This window comes from Pseudoalteromonas sp. T1lg75, assembly GCF_002964705.1.
GTDB lineage: Bacteria > Pseudomonadota > Gammaproteobacteria > Enterobacterales > Alteromonadaceae > Pseudoalteromonas.
The window spans coordinates 441291-457935 of record NZ_PQCD01000049.1; the positions used below are offsets into that span (position 1 = coordinate 441291).

Sequence of the window (16645 nt, forward strand, 5' to 3'; positions counted from 1 at the left end):
ACTGCGGAGTGGTAGTTCAGTTGGTTAGAATACCGGCCTGTCACGCCGGGGGTCGCGGGTTCGAGTCCCGTCCACTCCGCCACATTTATATCCTTTAGTACATGCAATTCAGCGCTTTTGCGGAGTGGTAGTTCAGTTGGTTAGAATACCGGCCTGTCACGCCGGGGGTCGCGGGTTCGAGTCCCGTCCACTCCGCCATTTAGCCTGATATCATGTACACACATCATTACTGCGGAGTGGTAGTTCAGTTGGTTAGAATACCGGCCTGTCACGCCGGGGGTCGCGGGTTCGAGTCCCGTCCACTCCGCCATTTAATGATGTACAATGCATACCACTGCGGAGTGGTAGTTCAGTTGGTTAGAATACCGGCCTGTCACGCCGGGGGTCGCGGGTTCGAGTCCCGTCCACTCCGCCATTTGCTTCTCCCCAAAGCAAACACTTTTCCCTTGAAAATAATCTTAAAAATTCCATTTGTCGCCTTTAGTTAAGAAAAATACAGAAAAAAAATAGCCGGATATTAAACCAGCCATTTCTGTTTGAGCCTTACTTGCCTGAATTATAGCTTATTCGCCCTTTAGGTACTTATCCAGGAAGCTAACGTAAGCGTTAGAGGCCGCAATACGGTTCTCCCGTTTGCTAAAACCATGACCTTCATCATCGAACAGCACGTATTCAACCGGCACACCATTGGCTTTCACCGCAGCTACCAGCTCATCGCTTTCCACTTGCAGCACCCGAGGATCGTTGGCCCCTTGTACTACCAGCAGGGGCTTGGTGATGTTTTTAGCATGGAACAGTGGTGAGATACGACGATGACGCGCTTCGTCCGTGGCCGGATCGCCCATTTCGTCATACAAGGACTTTTTAAAGCTTTCCCACCAAGGTGGAATGGAGGTGAGGGTACGCACCCAGTTGGTTACCCCAAAAATATTAATGCCGACCTCAAACTCTTCCGGGGTAAAGGTCAGCGCCGCTGCGGTCATATAGCCGCCATAGCTGCCGCCCATAATGCCTATCTTATCGCCATCGACCCAATCCAGGGTTTGCAGGTGCTTTTTGCCGTAGATGATGTCTTGCAGATCGTCTTCACCATGCTTTTTATCATCAAGGTGGAAAAAGGTTTTACCATAACCCGAGCTGCCGCGGTTGTTGACCGCAAAAATGGCATAGCCGTGATTTACCAAATGTTGCTGCATGGCGCTGTAGCCGGTGCGGCTTTGTCCTCCGGGACCACCATGCACCCAGATAAGGGCTGGGACCTTATTGCTGGCAGAAGCCTGTTTAGGCTTGTAGAGAACCCCGGGTATGGTAAGACCATCGAAGCTTTTAAAGCGGACAATTTCACTGCTTACCAGATTGTTTTCATCAATTTCCTCGCTCAGGGTGCTGGTCAGGCGCTGCGCCTGTTCGCTGCCTATTTCCCAGTGATAGAGGTTGCGTGGGCTGGTATCCGAGCTCAGATAAAAAGACATAAAGCGCTCGTCATGACTAAATTCAACGCCGCTGAGCGTGCCCTTGGGAAGCGAGCTCGGCAGGGTTAACTGCTTATTGGTGCTGGTGTCGAAAATGCTGACCTCGGTGCTGGCATCGGCATTTACGCCGCTAACCATATAGCGTCCGGTCTCTGAAAAGCGCAGAAAGCTGATATCCCAATCTGCTTTGAGGGCTAAGCTATGCTCATCGGTAGCCAGATCATAACGCCAGAGCTGGCGGAACTCACCTTTGGCGTCGGTGGCATAGTAGAGAGACTGACCATCGACGCTAAAATCCCAGGCATTGTAATTGGCGGGGTCGTTGTGGGCACTGAGCAGGGTGGGCTTGGCACTGCGTTTACGGGTGTCGAGCAGGTAAAAGTCGCTGTCGCGGTTGCTGTTGGTTTTGTTTAAGGCGATAAAACGGCCGTCTGGGCTAACGGCGGCGACATTGAAGCCTTGTTCGTTCTTATAAACCAGCTCGGCGGCATAGGTTTTGGCATCGTATTTATACAAGTCCATAAACTTAGGGTCGCGCTTATTGCTCAGCACATAGAAACTGGTACCGTCTTTACTAAAACCGGCGAATCCGGCACGGGTTTGCTCGCCGGGAGTTAAATCGGTGATCTGGCCATCGAGTTCACGCACAAACAGGTGGTGTAGTTCATTACCGCCATTATCGCGGCGAAACAAGATACGGTCATCGTTAGGGAAGTAGCCGACGCTGTAGGTGCTGTCTTGTGCATCGGTGATCTGAGTGCGGCTGCCGTCGCTTACCTTGACCTCGTAAAGATTATAAATACCCGTTTCATCGCTGCTAAGCAGTAGCTTGTCACCGCTGTGGTTAAAGCTGTTACCACGCAAGCTCACGGTGTCGAAAAAGGTTTCCGCGCTGTAGGTGGGCATGGCAGGCGCTGTTGCTTGCACGGAGGCAGGCGCAGTGATCTGGCTTTGTGTTGTGCTAGAGGTACCCGACTGACACCCGCTGAGGACCAGGGTTAACGCGGCAGCCAAACTGGTCGCGACTAGGGTTTTAGACATGTTTCTCATCCTTAAAGTTATTATTATGGCGTTAACAGTGTTTGCTTAGGCTGGCGTAAATGCAAGAAAAGTGTGTGATTTATCACCAGTAAATTGTTAGCAAATTTAACGAACAAAAAAAAGCCGGCGGCAGCCGGCTTTTTAACAGGATTGAGCGAGCCTAAGCCTAGGCGGCTGAAGCTTTTTTACTTGTTTGCTTACGCGCCGCCTTGCCGGCCAGTAGATCGGCAGGGTCGAAGTCGTCCACATTAATGACATCAAGGCGCTGCTTTTCAACGTCGCACAGGCGCTGTGCTTCGTCTTCGGTAAGTACACCGGCTTCGAGGCCTTGCTCGGCAATTTTATCGAGCTGCATAAAGGCCAGTTTCTTACCTGTGGCGCGGCAGACCTTATCGAACAGTGGCTCGACTGCAAGAATATCGCGCAGGGCTTTTTCTTGATTGCCGAGCAGGCTGTTAGGCCCTTCGCTTAAGAAAATATGCTGCGCCAAACGCGTACGGGTTTCGTTTGGCGTTTGCAGTAGCTGGGCAATCACATGCTCTTGCTTGTCGGTTGGCTTGCGTACCGGACGACCCCAAGGGAAGAGGATCACCTTAAGCAAACCACGCAGTGGTGCAGAAGGCATGTTGTTGATCAGATCCGCTAGGGCACGTTGACAGCGATACAGGTACTCTTGGCAAGCCCAGTGTACCAGAGGCAGGTCTTCTTTTTGACGACCTTCATCGTCATAGCGTTTTAGCGTTGCCGATACCAGGTAGAGATAACTCAGCATATCACCCAGGCGCGCAGATATGCGTTCTTTGCGTTTTAATGAGCCGCCAAATACCGCCATACAAATGTCTGACATCAGCGCCAGTGAGGCACTGAAGCGGGCTGCATCGCGATAAAATTGTGCAGTCTCATCTTTAAAGGGCACCGAGGTAAAGCGGGCACCGGTTAGTGCCAACCACTTGGTACGTACCAGATTAGAGATGGTGTAGCCGATATGGCCCATTAGCGCATTGTCGAACACATCCAGCGCTTCTTTTTGGTCTTCTATGGTGGTGGCGTTAAGCTCGGTCAACACGAACGGGTGACAGCGGATCGCCCCTTGACCATAGATGATCATATTACGGGTCAGTATGTTGGCGCCTTCTACCGTGATGGCAATGGGGGCACCCTGGTAGCCGCGGCCCAGGTAGTTGTTCGGGCCAAGACAGATACCCTTACCGCCGTGTACATCCATGGCATGCATGGTGGACTCGCGCATTTGTTCGGTAAGGTGGTATTTGAGGATAGCAGACACTACCGAAGGCTTCTCGCCCATGTCTACCGCACCGGTCGACATGGCCACCGCTGCGTCGCTGGCATAGGCATAGCCGCCCAGTTTTGCCATGGCTTCTTCAACGCCTTCCATTTTACCAATAGGCAGGCGGAACTGGCGGCGAATACGGCTGTAGGAACCGGTCGCCAGGGCCAATGACTTAATGCCACCGGTGGAGTTTGAAGGCAGGGTGATCGCACGGCCGACCGACAAGCACTCAACCAACATACGCCAGCCTTGGCCAGCCATTTTTGGGCCACCGATAATGTAATCCAAGGGGACGAATACGTCCTTGCCCTGGGTTGGTCCATTTTGGAATGGCACATTCAGTGGGAAATGGCGACGGCCAATGTCCACGCCTTCCATATCGGTTGGGATCAGTGCACAGGTAATGCCCAGTTCTTTTTTGTCGCCAAGCAGGCCATCCGGATCTTGCAGTTTAAAGGCCAGACCAAGGACGGTAGCAACCGGTGCCAAGGTGATATAGCGTTTATTCCAGGTCAGGCGAATACCCGTTACTTGTTCGCCGTTAAACTCACCCTTACATACCACACCATAATCCGGGATGGCACTGGCATCTGAACCAGCCTCCGGTGAGGTCAGTGCAAAACACGGGATTTCTTCACCGCACGCTAAGCGTGGCAGGTAATGATCTTTCTGCTCCTTGGTTCCATAGTGCTGTAGCAATTCGCCCGGGCCTAACGAGTTTGGTACACCGACAATTGAGGACAGCAAAGTGGATTTACTGGTGAGTTTTTGCAGCACACAAGACTGGGCATAGGCAGAAAATTCCAGGCCACCGTATTCTTTTTTGATGATCATGGCGAAGAATTTGTTGTCTTTCAGGTACTGCCACACCTCGGGCGGTAGATCTGTTAATTCATGGGTCGCTTCCCAGTCATTAAACATGCCACACACTTCTTCAACAGGGCCGTTTAGGAAGGCCTGCTCTTCAGCGCTTAGTTTTGGCGCCGGATAGTGGTGGAGTTTTTTCCAATTCGGGTTGCCGCAGAATAGGTCTGCTTCCCACCAGGTGGTACCGGCGTCGATGGCCGACTTTTCGGTCTCGGACATGGTGGGCGTGACTTTTTTAAAGGTCTTAAACAGCGGCTTTGTTAGGTATTGCTGGCGAATTGTGGTAACCGACAGGGGCACCGCAATAAGCAAGAAGACCAACCAACTGATAAAGCCAAAGGCTCCGGCGAAGGTGCCGATTAGCATGGTGGCAATCGCCAAGCCCAGGCAGGTGTTGTAACTGGCTCTGTGATAGCTGGCGTAGGACAGCACGACAATGAGCGCGAGTAAAAAAAGGAGTGTCATAATCTTATTCCTTGTTAGAGGTCTGACCACTACCGAGTAGATTAGCGTTACTCTATGGGGGTTGCAAGCTCTGTGTTTAATTATAGGGCTGTAAATCAGTTTGTTGCTTAATATTTCTCGGTTTTTTAGGAGTTTATGTGTGCGAATTGCTTGGCATGTCGGCCAACGTCCCCACGGATATTTGTTTTAGTTTCACTGGCTTATTAGAGCGCGGCGGTAATACCGGCCCGCACACCGATGGGTGGGGCATTACCTTTTATGAGGGTAAGGGATGTCGCTCGTTTAAAGACCCTTTACCGAGCGCTGAGTCGGAAATCGCCAAATTAGTGCGTGCGTACCCCATTAAAAGTAAGTCGGTGATCAGCCACATTCGTCAAGCTAATCGGGGTCGCACCTGCTTGGAGAATACCCACCCCTTCACTCGGGAGCTTTGGGGCAGGGAGATCACTTACGCGCATAACGGTCAGCTGTCTAATTACAATGACTTAAAGCCAAGCTTCTATCAGCCGGTGGGCAATACCGACAGTGAGCTGGCGTTTTGCTGGTTACTGGATAAAATTCGCGAAAAGTACCCCAAACGCCCCGCCAATATGGCAAGCGTATTTCGCTATGCGGCTAAATTAGCGCACCATCTACGTGAGAAGGGTGTGTTTAATATGTTGTTGACCGACGGCGTTCATGTCCTGGCGTATTGCACCAATAATCTGCATTGGATCACCCGCCGCGCTCCCTTTGGCAAGGCGACCCTGATCGACACCGATCTGGTGGTGAATTTTCAAGAAGAAACGACGCCCAACGACATAGTTACCGTGATAGCCACGCGACCGCTTACCAATGACGAGCGCTGGCATAAGATGGAAGCGGGAGAATTTGCTCTGTTTAAGTTAGGGGAAAAGATTTAGTAAGGCTCGGCGCTTAATTAGGCGCCAGTAGTTACTGTTTTTAGGCCTGCTCTGAAATGCGCTGCTCAAGATCGCGTTTAACGATTGCTAGGGCGCTTAAAGCCAATTGCGGGTCTATGTTATGTTGCTCCAGCAACATGATCAAATCCACCGCCAGTTTAACCTCATCCGGGGCGTCATCTAGGGACTTGTCTGAATTCTCCATGGGTACCTCGTTTTGCTATTAACCCGCGGGCTACTTGGATCGCAGCCTGCACCTGTAGCCGCATGTGCGCGGCTTCCTCTGAGGAAAGATAAAACAACATGTCGACATCGGAGCGAATATAGCGCGATGGCAGTTGATTTAGTACGGTGCAGCTGAGGTCGGCCAGGGTGTCTTCATCATACTGTTGTTGCAGCTGTTGCTGCGCCATTTCTTCAACTACGAGCTTTTCATAATAATTATGAACATCGTCATGTAACTTCATGAATTCTATGCCCTAACCTAATTGATATCCAATTATCATAGCGCACCTAGGAGCGCTGTCCAGCAAATACTGGTAGTATCACGGGGCCTTATTTGTAGCTATAGTAGGCACTTAGCAGCAACTGCCAATGCACGTCCACCACCTGCTCCAGATTGCGTTGGTAACCGCCGCCGAGTGCACAGCATAATGGGATGTTTTTTTCCTTCGCCATGGTCATCACTTGGGTATCGCGTTGGCGAACCGCTTCAAGGGATAAGGACAGGGTGCCCAGTTCGTCCTCGGCCACCACATCGGCACCGGCGTTATACAAGATGATATCTGGCTGATGCAGGCGCAGTACCAGATTCAGCGCCGTTTCCAGGGTTTCCAGGTAGAGGCCATCATCGCAGCCCGTTGGCAGCGGGAAATCATAATCCGAGCGCTGTTTTAAGCGCGGAAAGTTCTGCTCGCCATGCAAAGAGAGGGTGATAATGTTCTCATCTTCGTCAAGTATACTGGCACTGCCGTCGCCTTGGTGGACATCCAAATCGAGCAGTAGCACGGTATCAACCCGCCCTTGATGTATGAGCTCTCGCGCGGCAATGGCCAAGTCATTGAAGATACAGTAACCACTGCCATGGCCGGCAAAGGCATGATGGTAGCCGCCGGCCAGGTTTATGGCGAGGCCATGCTCTAATGCACAATAGGCGGCACCAAGAGAGTTGCCGACAGACTGTAAGGTGCGTGCCACCAGGGTATCACTATGGGGAAAACCGATGCGCTTTTGGGCGCTGGCGGGCAGGGTGCCGTCAATAAAGTCGGCTATATATTCGGGGGTGTGGGCCAGGGCCAGTTGTTGCTGCGAGATAGGCTCGGCACAGCGCAGCCGAGCCGCTTTGCTCAGCTCAGGATGCAGCATTAGGCGTTCATGTAACAGTCGATACTTATCAATGGGAAAGCGATGGTGCGCCGGTAAGGGCAGTGCCGAATACAGGGGGTGATAAAAGAGGTTCATCGCTGCTGCTGTTTTTCCGCGTATTGAATGCGCTCTTCACAGGCGCCGATGGCCTTACGGCAGCGTCCCAAGCGCGCATGCAACGCCAGTATCTCTTTATTTAATAGCGTCGCCTGCTCACCTTTGGCGAGATGCAATTGCTGTTGGCGCTCGTTGATCATCTGCTCTAAGCGGCGTTCAAACTCATGGTTTTTGGCCAGCTCCTGGTAGAGCTCATTGGTAGGTTGAATGATCTGTTGCACCGCCTTTTGGTACTTCCTCGCTCGGGCGCTGGGCGTGTTTTCCTTTTCCCACACCGGCGTCGCCTTCAATACTTTGACTATGGCTTCTATCTGCTCGCTGAGCTGGGTGAGGGCAAAGGCGTATTGATGGCGTGCTCCTTGGAATTGGCTGTGGCTTAGCCGCTCTAACTGTTGTTCAACTTCATCTACATAGTCGACTAACTGCATGCTTCTGGTATTGAATACAGAGCGTTCAAACAAGGTATGTTGGGCCTGCATATAGCGATTTTTGGCAAACCATTTAGCCTTATCGAATTGCTCGGCATCAGCACGCAGGCGCTGAACCGTGTGTTTTAATCGAGTCAGAGCATCACCGCGGGTCATTACAGATAGGCCTCGTACACAAGCTTTAGTGCCAGCACAATCACCACGGTGTTAAATACCGGGCGGATCACCTTAGAGCCAAAGCGAATGGCCGAGTGGGCACCCAGCCAGGCGCCAAACATTAAAAACATCCCCATGGTAATGCCGAGAATAAAGTTCACATGGCCGAGGGCGACAAAGGTGATCAAAGAAATAAAGTTGCTGACAAAATTCATGGACCGGGCCAGGCCGCAGTTCAGCAATAAATTCATCTTGTATAAAACACTGTTGCTGGCGGTCCAGAAAGTGCCTGTGCCCGGGCCGGCGATACCGTCGAAAAAGCCCAGCGCGAGGCCTTGCAGCCATTGCTTAACGCGCAGCAAGGGGGTCAAGACGGGTAATTGATCGCTTTGTTCGGGACTGAGTTTGCCGAATAAGGAATAAATGGCCACCAGGATGATCACCACGGGGATCAGCTTATTTAAAAACTCGATGCTGAGGCTATCAACGATCAAGGTGCCTATGGCCGCCCCTATGGCGGTGGCGACAATTGAGCCAGCCCAAAATGCCGGGTCGAACAGGCGCTTACGATAGTAGGTAATACTGGCGGTCAGTGAGCCGAAGCTGGCGGCCAACTTATTGGTACCCAGGGTCAGATGAGGCGGTAGTCCTGCGGTTAACAGTGCCGGAACCGTGAGCATGCCGCCACCGCCGGCAATGGCGTCGATAAAACCGGCAGCCAATGCCACGGCACAGAGTATGGCCCAGGTCGAGGGGTCGATCGCTAATTCAAACATGATCAGTCAATTTGTCTTTTAAATGGCGGCAAGGTATCAAGCATCGCCTTACCATAACGTTTACTGACTAAGCGTCTGTCGTAGATAGTAATGCGACCGCTATCGCGTTCTTTGCGCAGCAGTCTACCACAGCTTTGTACTAATTTCTTTGCCGCATCGGGCACCGTAATGGATAAAAACGGGTTGCCTCCCTTGCTTTGTACAAACTCGGCCTGAGCTTCTTCAATGGGTGAGGTAGGCACCGCAAAAGGGATCTTGGTGATCACCAGATTAGTCAGGTAATCACCCGGTAAATCAAGACCTTCCGATAGACTTTGCGTACCGAACAACACGCTGCCCTGACCGTCATCGATGCGCTTTTTATGGCGGCGCACTAGGGCATCTCGGGATATTTCACCTTGTACCAGTATGTCCCAACCCTGTTTTCGAAGACGTTCGGCGACATGCTGCATTTGCCAGTAAGAGGCGAAAAGCACCAGGTTAGCCTGCTTTTTTTCTAAACTCTGGGGCAAGGCTTTGACCAGATAATCACTAAAGGCTTTGTCTGTGGGTTCACATTCGGTTTTTGGGATATGCAGCAGGGCTTGCTGCGGGTAGTCGAACGGCGAGGGCACCTTGATAAATTTAACGCCGGCCTCGCCACGCAGGCCGCTTTCATGGGCGAAATGTTCAAAGGAGCCCAAGGCCGTGAGTGTGGCCGAACAGAGCACCGCGCCGGCGCATTCGTGCCATAACTTGTCTTTAAGATAAAAACCCACCTCGATGGGACAGTCGCTGAGCAGGTAATCATGGTGATTTTTATACTCCATGCGCTTTATCCAGCGGGCATGAGGTACGCTTTCACTGTGCTTGCTGTAGCTCGACCAGAGCTTGTGCAAGGTTTCTAAGCGGGCAATGTATTGGCCGCTCTCGGCAAGCATGGGTTCGGCGATAAAACCCTTAACATCGCCATCGTTAACATCGCTGCTCAGCGCCTCGTGCATTTTATTTAGGGTTCGCAGCGCCGTTTTTGCGGCTTCTCCAATGTCTTGCGCCTGCTGTGTTAGCTGTTCGGGCAAACGGCCATGGGCAAAACGGTAGGTCTGGTCTTCGTTGTACTCATAGGCGGCGCTATCAAGCATGGTCAGCACGGCTTTATGGCCACGGCCGATATCGTCGACGGCATCGTTAAGTTTAAATTGGCTGCCCGCAGCGCTGGCACTGAAAATGGTTTGCGCCATTTTGCCGCTGAATTTAAGTAACTTCTCAAGCCAATCCTGGGTGCCCTTGATGGTGGCCGCGGCGGAGGAAAAATCCCGAGTGATATGGGCCAGGTGATGGGCCTCGTCGATAACGTAAATACAGTTTTCCGGCTCGGGTAAAATGACCCCGCCACCGAGTTCAAGGTCGGCCAACAACAGGCTGTGGTTGGCAACCAGCACGTCCATTTGCGCAATTTTATTGCGTGCCAGGTGAAAGGGGCAGGTTTGGTGCGCCTTCATTTGCCGTTGGCAGGAATGCTTATCGCCGCTGATCAGGCCCCACACCCTATCCGGGATCACATCGGCCCAAGAGTCTCTGTCTCCCTGCCACTGCTTATTGCTATAGGCCTGGTGTAATTGCTTCAGGCACTTTTGCTCCATCTCACTGAGCGGCGAGCTCAGGGTCGGCATCAGTGCCATTTGCTGATCGTCGCCATTGACGGCATTTTCCAGTTTATGGGCGCAGATATAGCGGCCGCGCCCCTTGACCAAGTCATAGCTAAAGGTTAAGCCGCTGTGCTCGGCAAAAAAAGGCAGCTCTTTATATAGCAGTTGCTCTTGTAGGGCGACCGTGGCCGTGGAAATGACCAGTTTTTTATTGGCTTTTAAGGCAATGGGCAGGGCGCCAAGGCAATAGGCCAGGGATTTACCCGTACCCGTGCCCGCCTCGATAACACAGATGCGTTGCTTTTTGTCATACTCCCCAGCCAGGGTTTTGGCTATTTCCGCCACCAGGTAATTCTGACTTGGCCTGGGCCGATAATCCTCTAGGCTGGCGGCGATCCGCTGATGAGCGGTACGTATGGTCTTTTTAAGCGGATCGGAGAGCATGATTTGACTTATGTATATATTTACAGTGCTGATATTCTAGGGGGAGTAGGGTAAAGACTCAAGAGTTAGTCACCGACTCGACCATGGTAAAGTGGATTTTGGCTGGCTTCAATCGTCAGCGTTCTCGCTCCAAACATCGCTTACCAGACTTAGTGGCTAGTTTGGCCGAGGCATGTCAACGGGCTAAAAACGAGGATGACCATCATTTGCAGCAGGCGAGCAAAATCATTATGAATACGCTCTGTGGGTGCTCGTGTCGAAGGGACGTCGCTTTTATGATCCGAGCTTCTCAAGCTCGATTACCTTGCGCGGCCGTGAAATTATGCAAACCACCAAAGGCTGGCTGCAAGAGTTGGGCGTGACTGTTATTTATGGTGATACTGATTCCACCTTCGTGGCGCTCCCGAGCGAGCTTAATGCAGTGCAAAGTCATCCCGTTGCATCGGACTTAGTGGAACAAATTAACCAAAAATTGCGTGGCAGGTTAAAAAACAACCTAAACTTAGCCAGTTATCTTGAGTTAGAGTATGAGAGCTTGTATAGGCCATTTTTTATGCCAAAAGCTCAGCATAAAGATACTGGCAGTAAAAAGCGGTATGCAGGTTTGTTAGCACAAGATGGTTATCGCCTTGTGTTTAAGGGGATGGAGTTGGTACGTAGTGATTGGACCCAGTTTGCCCGGGGTTTTCAACAAGATTTGTTTAGCGCCTTATTTACAGGTGCAGATGTTCAACAGGTGGTTAATGACTATACAGATAAACTGCATAATTGCTCTGATGTGGCGCTGCTTACCTACAGCAAGCGCTTAGGCAAAGACACTGAACAGTATACAAAAGCTATCCCTCCTCATGTGCGCGGCGCGGGAATCTGATAAGGGCTTGAGTAAGGGTGACAGGGTTCACTATGTGATCACCTTGTCGGGACCTAAGTTGCTACCCACTACTCACGCGTTGGAGCTAGAACACTATCTGGAAGGCAATTGAAACCTGTTATCGATGATCTACAGGGCATTGGTATGACCATTGATTACGGCCAACTAGGTAAGCAATTCCGGCTTTTGTAACAAATTATTTTATAGCCATTACAATTACTGCATTGCCTTTTCAGTATGTTGTTTTTTAAGGGAAAAGTACTAATAAAAAACATCATTTTGTTTCTTTGGCGTTGTTTTTTGTGTTTGTGTTGTTAATTTGCTGTTGACCAGTATTTCTTAAATTGTTTAGTATCTCCCTAGTGAGTGTAAATTGTTACATTTCATAATAAGTTGTTCACAACAAAAAATAATTAGTCACATGCCAATGTGACCCAGGGAGAATCCAATGTTAAACAGCAAAATTGCAAAATCAGTGCGCTTAGCACTAGTTTTCGGTGCTGCTTCAACAGCTGGCCTTTCAGCTTCAGCTATGGCTGCTGAAGAAGGTGCTGAAGAAGTAGAGCGTATTGAAGTAACCGGTTCACGTATTAAGCGTACCGACCTAGAAACTGCTTCACCAGTTACTGTTATCGACTCAGTTCAGCTTGAAAACCAAGGTATCCAAGACGTTGGTCAATTCCTTCAGTCAAGCGCAGTAATGTCTGGTTCGCCAGCTATGACTACCACCAACAACGGTGGTAACGGTGGTACTTTCGTTGAGCTTCGTGGTCTAGGTTCATCACGTACTCTAGTACTTGTAAACGGCCGTCGTCCTGTTTCTTCAGACTTCCAGGGTATCCCTGCGTCTATGATCGACCGTATCGAAGTACTTAAAGACGGTGCATCTGCAACTTACGGTGCAGACGCGGTAGCCGGTGTAGTTAACATCATCACCCGTAACGATTTCGAAGGTGTTGAATTTAAAGCACAGGTTTCTAACTCGTTTGACGTTTCTGAAAACAAACAACACGGCTTCAGCCTTGTTGCTGGTAAAGAATTCGACGCTGGTAACATCGTAGTTGGTGTTGACTATGTAAACCAAGACGAAGTTTACCAAGGTGACGTTGATGAAGTAGATTTCTTCAACTTCCCATGGCAGGTTTGGGGTTCAGCAGCGGAAGAATCTTTCCGTCAGAACGGCTTAATTGGTACAGGTGATGACGCTAACGTTATCACAGTAGGCTCTGGTTCAGTACCTTGTGGTAACTTCTACCTAGCTAACACTTCAGGCAGCTTCACAAACGGTACTTGTGACGGCGGCATCGCAACAGCTGACGACATGCGTCCATTTGTTGGCGGTGGTCCAAACAACGATACCTACAACTACGCGCCTGTAAACTACTTACAAACTCCTTATAAAAAGCTTAACTTCTTCGTCGAAGGTGGTTTCGAGCTTAACGAAGATACGCGTATGTACACCGAGACGCGTATTAACAAGCGTACTTCACGCCAAGAACTAGCAGCCGTACCTTACGACACTCGTTATGACCCTGCGTACAGCGGTTCTTACGAGAAGCTAGATGCCGATGGTAACCCTGTTCTTGATGACAACGGTAATCCGGTAATGGTTGATTTCAACGGTGTGTCTAAAGACAACTACTATAACCCATTCGGTGTTGACGTTGAGCGTTCTCGTCGTCGTATGCTAGAAGGTGGTCGTAGCTTTGAACAAGACATCGCTCGTTTCCAACAAGTTATCGGTATCGAAGGTGACTTCGGTGACGGTTGGTACTACGACGTAAACTACAACTATGGTTATAGCCAAACTATTAGCACAGACTTCGGTCAGCTATTCGGTCCTAACCTAGCGAAAGCCATGGGTCCATCATTCATGGATGGCGACGGTAACATCGTGTGTGGTACTCCAGATGCGCCTATCGCAAACTGTGTATCTATGAACGTATTCGGTGGTCCTGGTTCAGTAACTCAAGAAATGCTTGATTACGTAACTGCACCACTTGTTGATTCTTCAAACTACACAATCCAAACCCTAACAGGTTTCGTTGGCGGTGACTTCTTCCAGCTTCCAGCGGGTGTTGTTTCTGGTGGTTTCGGTTATGAATACCGTAAAGAAGAACTAGAGAGCCAAGTTGACTCTGGTAAGTTCATGGGTGAAGTAACTGGTAACAAGAGTAAAGGTACTATCGGTGATTTCGATGTACACAGCTTGTTCACTGAATTCCGCGTACCTCTACTTGAAGGCCTACCGTTCGCAGAGCGCGTAGAAATGCCAGTTGGTATTCGTTACGATGACTTCAGCGCATTCGGTTCAAAGACTACTTATCAGTTAGGTCTTGAGTGGAAAGCGAATGATGACATCCTACTTCGTGGTACTTACGGTACTGTATTCCGTGCACCTGGTATCGGCTCACTATACGGCCCGCAGAATGATTCGTTCCCGTCAGCAACGGATCCATGTAGCTTCCAAAACTGGGATGCGTTAACGCCGACTCAACAAGGTTACTGTACAGCTGACGGCGTTCCTGCCGGCGGTAGTGCAAACACCGATGCTCAGCAGCTAGCTAAAGTAGGTGGTAACCCAGATCTTCAACCTGAAGAAGGCGATACCCTTACTTTCGGTGTAGCTTGGTCTCCTGAGTTTGTTGAAGGCCTTGGTATCACAGTTGACTACTGGGCGATCGAAATTGAAGACGTAATCGACGGCGTAGGTGCAAACGATTCACTTCGCGGTTGTTACCTAGGTGGTATCGAGTCACTATGTGGTAACATCGAGCGTACAAACGGTGAAATCTCGCTACTAAGCGCGCAAGCAACTAACCTTAGCCGCATGACTGCGAAAGGTATCGACTTTGAAGCAAGCTACGCGTTTGAAGCACTAGGTGGTTCTTGGAACTCAGTACTAAGCTGGACTCACTTCCTAGAGCGTGAGAACCAGGTTTATGATTCATCTGAGTTTGAGTTCAAGATGAAAGACCTAAATGGTCGTTTCGAGAACGATACAACTTACGCAACAAACAAAGTTAACCTAAACGTGTCTTACACGCTTGATAACTTGAACCTTGCGTACACAATGAACTACATCGATGGTACTGAGTACGACGAGCTTCTTTACTGGGGTACAACTCCTGTAAATCCTGAAGATCCGAACAGCCCATTAGCTAAGTACACAGTTGATTCGTTCGCGTATCACGACCTAACAGCTACTTACAACTTCGAGACTAAGACCTCTGTTGCTGTAGGTATCACTAACCTTACAGACGAGCTTCCTCCTTACATTGAGCCTGCGTTCAATGGTAATACGGATGAAAGTAACTACCGTCTATTCGGTCGTAGCTGGTTCCTACGTCTATCTCAAAAATTCTAAGCAGTTAGATATTTGAACCTTTGAAGGGCCCATCTGGGCCCTTTTGTATTTTATATGGCTAAATTCCTACAAAAATTACTGAAATCCCTGGCCAAACGCCGTGTTTAAGCACGCAACAATCACACCTACCACCTCTTAATATAGACAGTAAGCCCATCTTAGCGCTTTAGCGCAGGATTTTAGCTAATAGAACAAGCAAAAATTAACACTTATCTAACGGCAGGCTCGCTGGGTATGAACTACAATCCTATTGCCCCGTGGTGTATTTTTATTCGTTTTTAAATCACACCTAGAAGTAGAGGACAGGTGACAATTTTGGTGAGATAGGGGTGGCTTAGTATAGGGCATTGGAAATCTTAAGTAGGTATTTTGCCTTATTAAGGCCAATTCAAATTTGAAATTTCATTCAATTTTAACGTCATAAAAATTAACTTTTTATTTCCAAAACCTAGATGGGGCTAGGCATTTTGGGGCGTATAGATGGGTTGCGTGTTAATTTTATGTTTCATATGGGAAATTCAGACGAACGCAAGGAAAATTGCGATGAACATCAAGTTGACAGCACCGGAACCTTTTAGCATTATTGGCAAGTTGGTATCACTAGAAAGATACCTAGGTTGGCTCATTTAGAGTGAGCCGATAAAAATTCAAAAAGTAACATTACTTAATTGGTTGGGAACTATGTCTGTTAAAATCAGAAAGAGTCTTGTAGCTTCTGCGTTGGTTGGCGCAGCTGCACTTGCAAGCAACAATGTGATGGCAGATCCGTTGAATGACTTGCACAAAGCTGGTGCAACAATTCAAACGGCTGCTAAAAAGTCTCAAACTAAAATCGACAACATCTACGGTCAAACTCAAGAGCTAATCGCCGATTACCGCTCTACTGTAGATGAAACAGAAATCATGAAGGTCTATAACGACCACGTTCAGCGCCTTGTTGATGACCAAAACTCACAAATCGAGTCTTTGGAGCGTCAGATCGCTGGTATCGATAAAACGAAACAAAACGTTGTGCCTTTGATGTATCGCATGATCGATACGCTTGAGCAATTCATCAAAGCGGACGTTCCGTTTGATACTGAAGAGCGTATGGAGCGTATTGAAAAACTACGCGACATCATGACTAGCGCTTCTGTAACAACTTCTGAGAAGTTCCGTCAGGTTCTTGAAGCTTACATGGTAGAGAAAGACTACAGCACGACTATGGTTGCTAACCAGGGCACCCTAAACATTGACGGTCGTGATATCTCTGTAGACTTCGCGCGTCTTGGTCGTATTGCCTATGTAGCGCAGTCATTTGACCAGAAGAGTGCTTGGGTGTGGAACAACACTACTAAGCAATGGGAAGCGTTAGGCGATGAATTTTTGAAGCCTATCAAAGAGACAATCCGTATGGCCCGTAAGCAAGCGGCTCCGGATCTTGTTAAACTACCAATCTTCGGCGCGGAGTAATCG

Annotated in this window: 12 protein-coding genes and 4 tRNA genes; 8 read left to right on the forward strand and 8 right to left on the reverse strand. The window is 49.5% G+C overall.

Going from position 1 to position 16645, the window contains the following annotated elements:
- Positions 1-5: 5 nt before the first annotated feature.
- From C2M36_RS12290 to C2M36_RS12305, 4 genes are all read left to right on the forward strand, one after another.
- Positions 6-82: transfer RNA gene (locus C2M36_RS12290), tRNA-Asp, on the forward strand.
- 39 nt (positions 83-121) lie between these two features.
- A tRNA-Asp gene (locus C2M36_RS12295) sits at positions 122-198 on the forward strand.
- A gap of 35 nt (positions 199-233) precedes the next feature.
- Positions 234-310, forward strand: a tRNA-Asp gene (locus tag C2M36_RS12300).
- A 28-nt stretch (positions 311-338) separates the two neighbouring features.
- A tRNA-Asp gene (locus tag C2M36_RS12305) sits at positions 339-415 on the forward strand.
- Between the two features lie 148 nt (positions 416-563).
- Here the strand turns inward: C2M36_RS12305 and C2M36_RS12310 are convergent.
- Complete coding sequence (locus C2M36_RS12310; RefSeq protein ID WP_105255134.1) at positions 564-2513, reverse strand: S9 family peptidase; 1950 nt, start codon at positions 2511-2513, stop codon at positions 564-566.
- A 166-nt stretch (positions 2514-2679) separates the two neighbouring features.
- Positions 2680-5136 carry an acyl-CoA dehydrogenase FadE gene (fadE, locus tag C2M36_RS12315; RefSeq protein ID WP_105255135.1) on the reverse strand — a complete coding sequence of 819 codons (2457 nt, stop codon included), beginning with the start codon at positions 5134-5136 and terminating at the stop codon, positions 2680-2682.
- 137 nt (positions 5137-5273) lie between these two features.
- Here fadE and C2M36_RS12320 point away from each other — a divergent pair, with 137 nt between their 5' ends.
- Positions 5274-6038: a class II glutamine amidotransferase gene (locus C2M36_RS12320; protein ID WP_105255136.1), complete on the forward strand. Its 765-nt coding sequence runs from the start codon at positions 5274-5276 to the stop codon at positions 6036-6038.
- 40 nt (positions 6039-6078) lie between these two features.
- On the opposite strand, the gene rsmS is transcribed toward C2M36_RS12320, so the two are convergent.
- The 6 genes from rsmS to dinG form a co-directional block, all read right to left on the reverse strand.
- The gene (rsmS, locus tag C2M36_RS12325; protein ID WP_105255137.1) at positions 6079-6243 is read right to left on the reverse strand and encodes a pleiotropic regulatory protein RsmS; all 165 of its coding nucleotides are present in this window, start codon (positions 6241-6243) and stop codon (positions 6079-6081) included.
- Positions 6215-6505 (reverse strand): late competence development ComFB family protein, encoded by a 291-nt coding sequence (locus tag C2M36_RS12330; RefSeq protein ID WP_105255138.1) that lies wholly within the window; start codon positions 6503-6505, stop codon positions 6215-6217. Before C2M36_RS12330 ends, rsmS begins: the two co-directional genes overlap by 29 nt.
- A gap of 88 nt (positions 6506-6593) precedes the next feature.
- Complete coding sequence (locus C2M36_RS12335; RefSeq protein WP_105255139.1) at positions 6594-7499, reverse strand: histone deacetylase family protein; 906 nt, start codon at positions 7497-7499, stop codon at positions 6594-6596.
- Positions 7496-8104 (reverse strand): primosomal replication protein, encoded by a 609-nt coding sequence (locus tag C2M36_RS12340; RefSeq protein WP_105255140.1) that lies wholly within the window; start codon positions 8102-8104, stop codon positions 7496-7498. Before C2M36_RS12340 ends, C2M36_RS12335 begins: the two co-directional genes overlap by 4 nt.
- A complete protein-coding gene (locus C2M36_RS12345; protein ID WP_105255141.1) occupies positions 8104-8880 on the reverse strand; it encodes a TSUP family transporter in 777 nt (258 codons plus the stop codon). Before C2M36_RS12345 ends, C2M36_RS12340 begins: the two co-directional genes overlap by 1 nt.
- A 2-nt stretch (positions 8881-8882) precedes the next feature.
- Positions 8883-10952: an ATP-dependent DNA helicase DinG gene (gene dinG / locus C2M36_RS12350; protein WP_105255142.1), complete on the reverse strand. Its 2070-nt coding sequence runs from the start codon at positions 10950-10952 to the stop codon at positions 8883-8885.
- A gap of 253 nt (positions 10953-11205) precedes the next feature.
- Between dinG and C2M36_RS12355 the strand changes: the two genes are divergently transcribed.
- The 3 genes from C2M36_RS12355 (at position 11206) to C2M36_RS12365 (ending at position 16642) form a co-directional block, all read left to right on the forward strand.
- Positions 11206-11823 carry a DNA polymerase domain-containing protein gene (locus C2M36_RS12355; RefSeq protein WP_158678936.1) on the forward strand — a complete coding sequence of 206 codons (618 nt, stop codon included), beginning with the start codon at positions 11206-11208 and terminating at the stop codon, positions 11821-11823.
- A 448-nt stretch (positions 11824-12271) separates the two neighbouring features.
- Positions 12272-15190, forward strand: a complete 2919-nt coding sequence (locus tag C2M36_RS12360) for a TonB-dependent receptor domain-containing protein (RefSeq protein ID WP_105255144.1) — start codon at positions 12272-12274, stop codon at positions 15188-15190.
- 681 nt (positions 15191-15871) lie between these two features.
- The gene (locus C2M36_RS12365; protein WP_105255145.1) at positions 15872-16642 is read left to right on the forward strand and encodes a DUF3450 domain-containing protein; all 771 of its coding nucleotides are present in this window, start codon (positions 15872-15874) and stop codon (positions 16640-16642) included.
- Positions 16643-16645 lie beyond the last annotated feature (3 nt).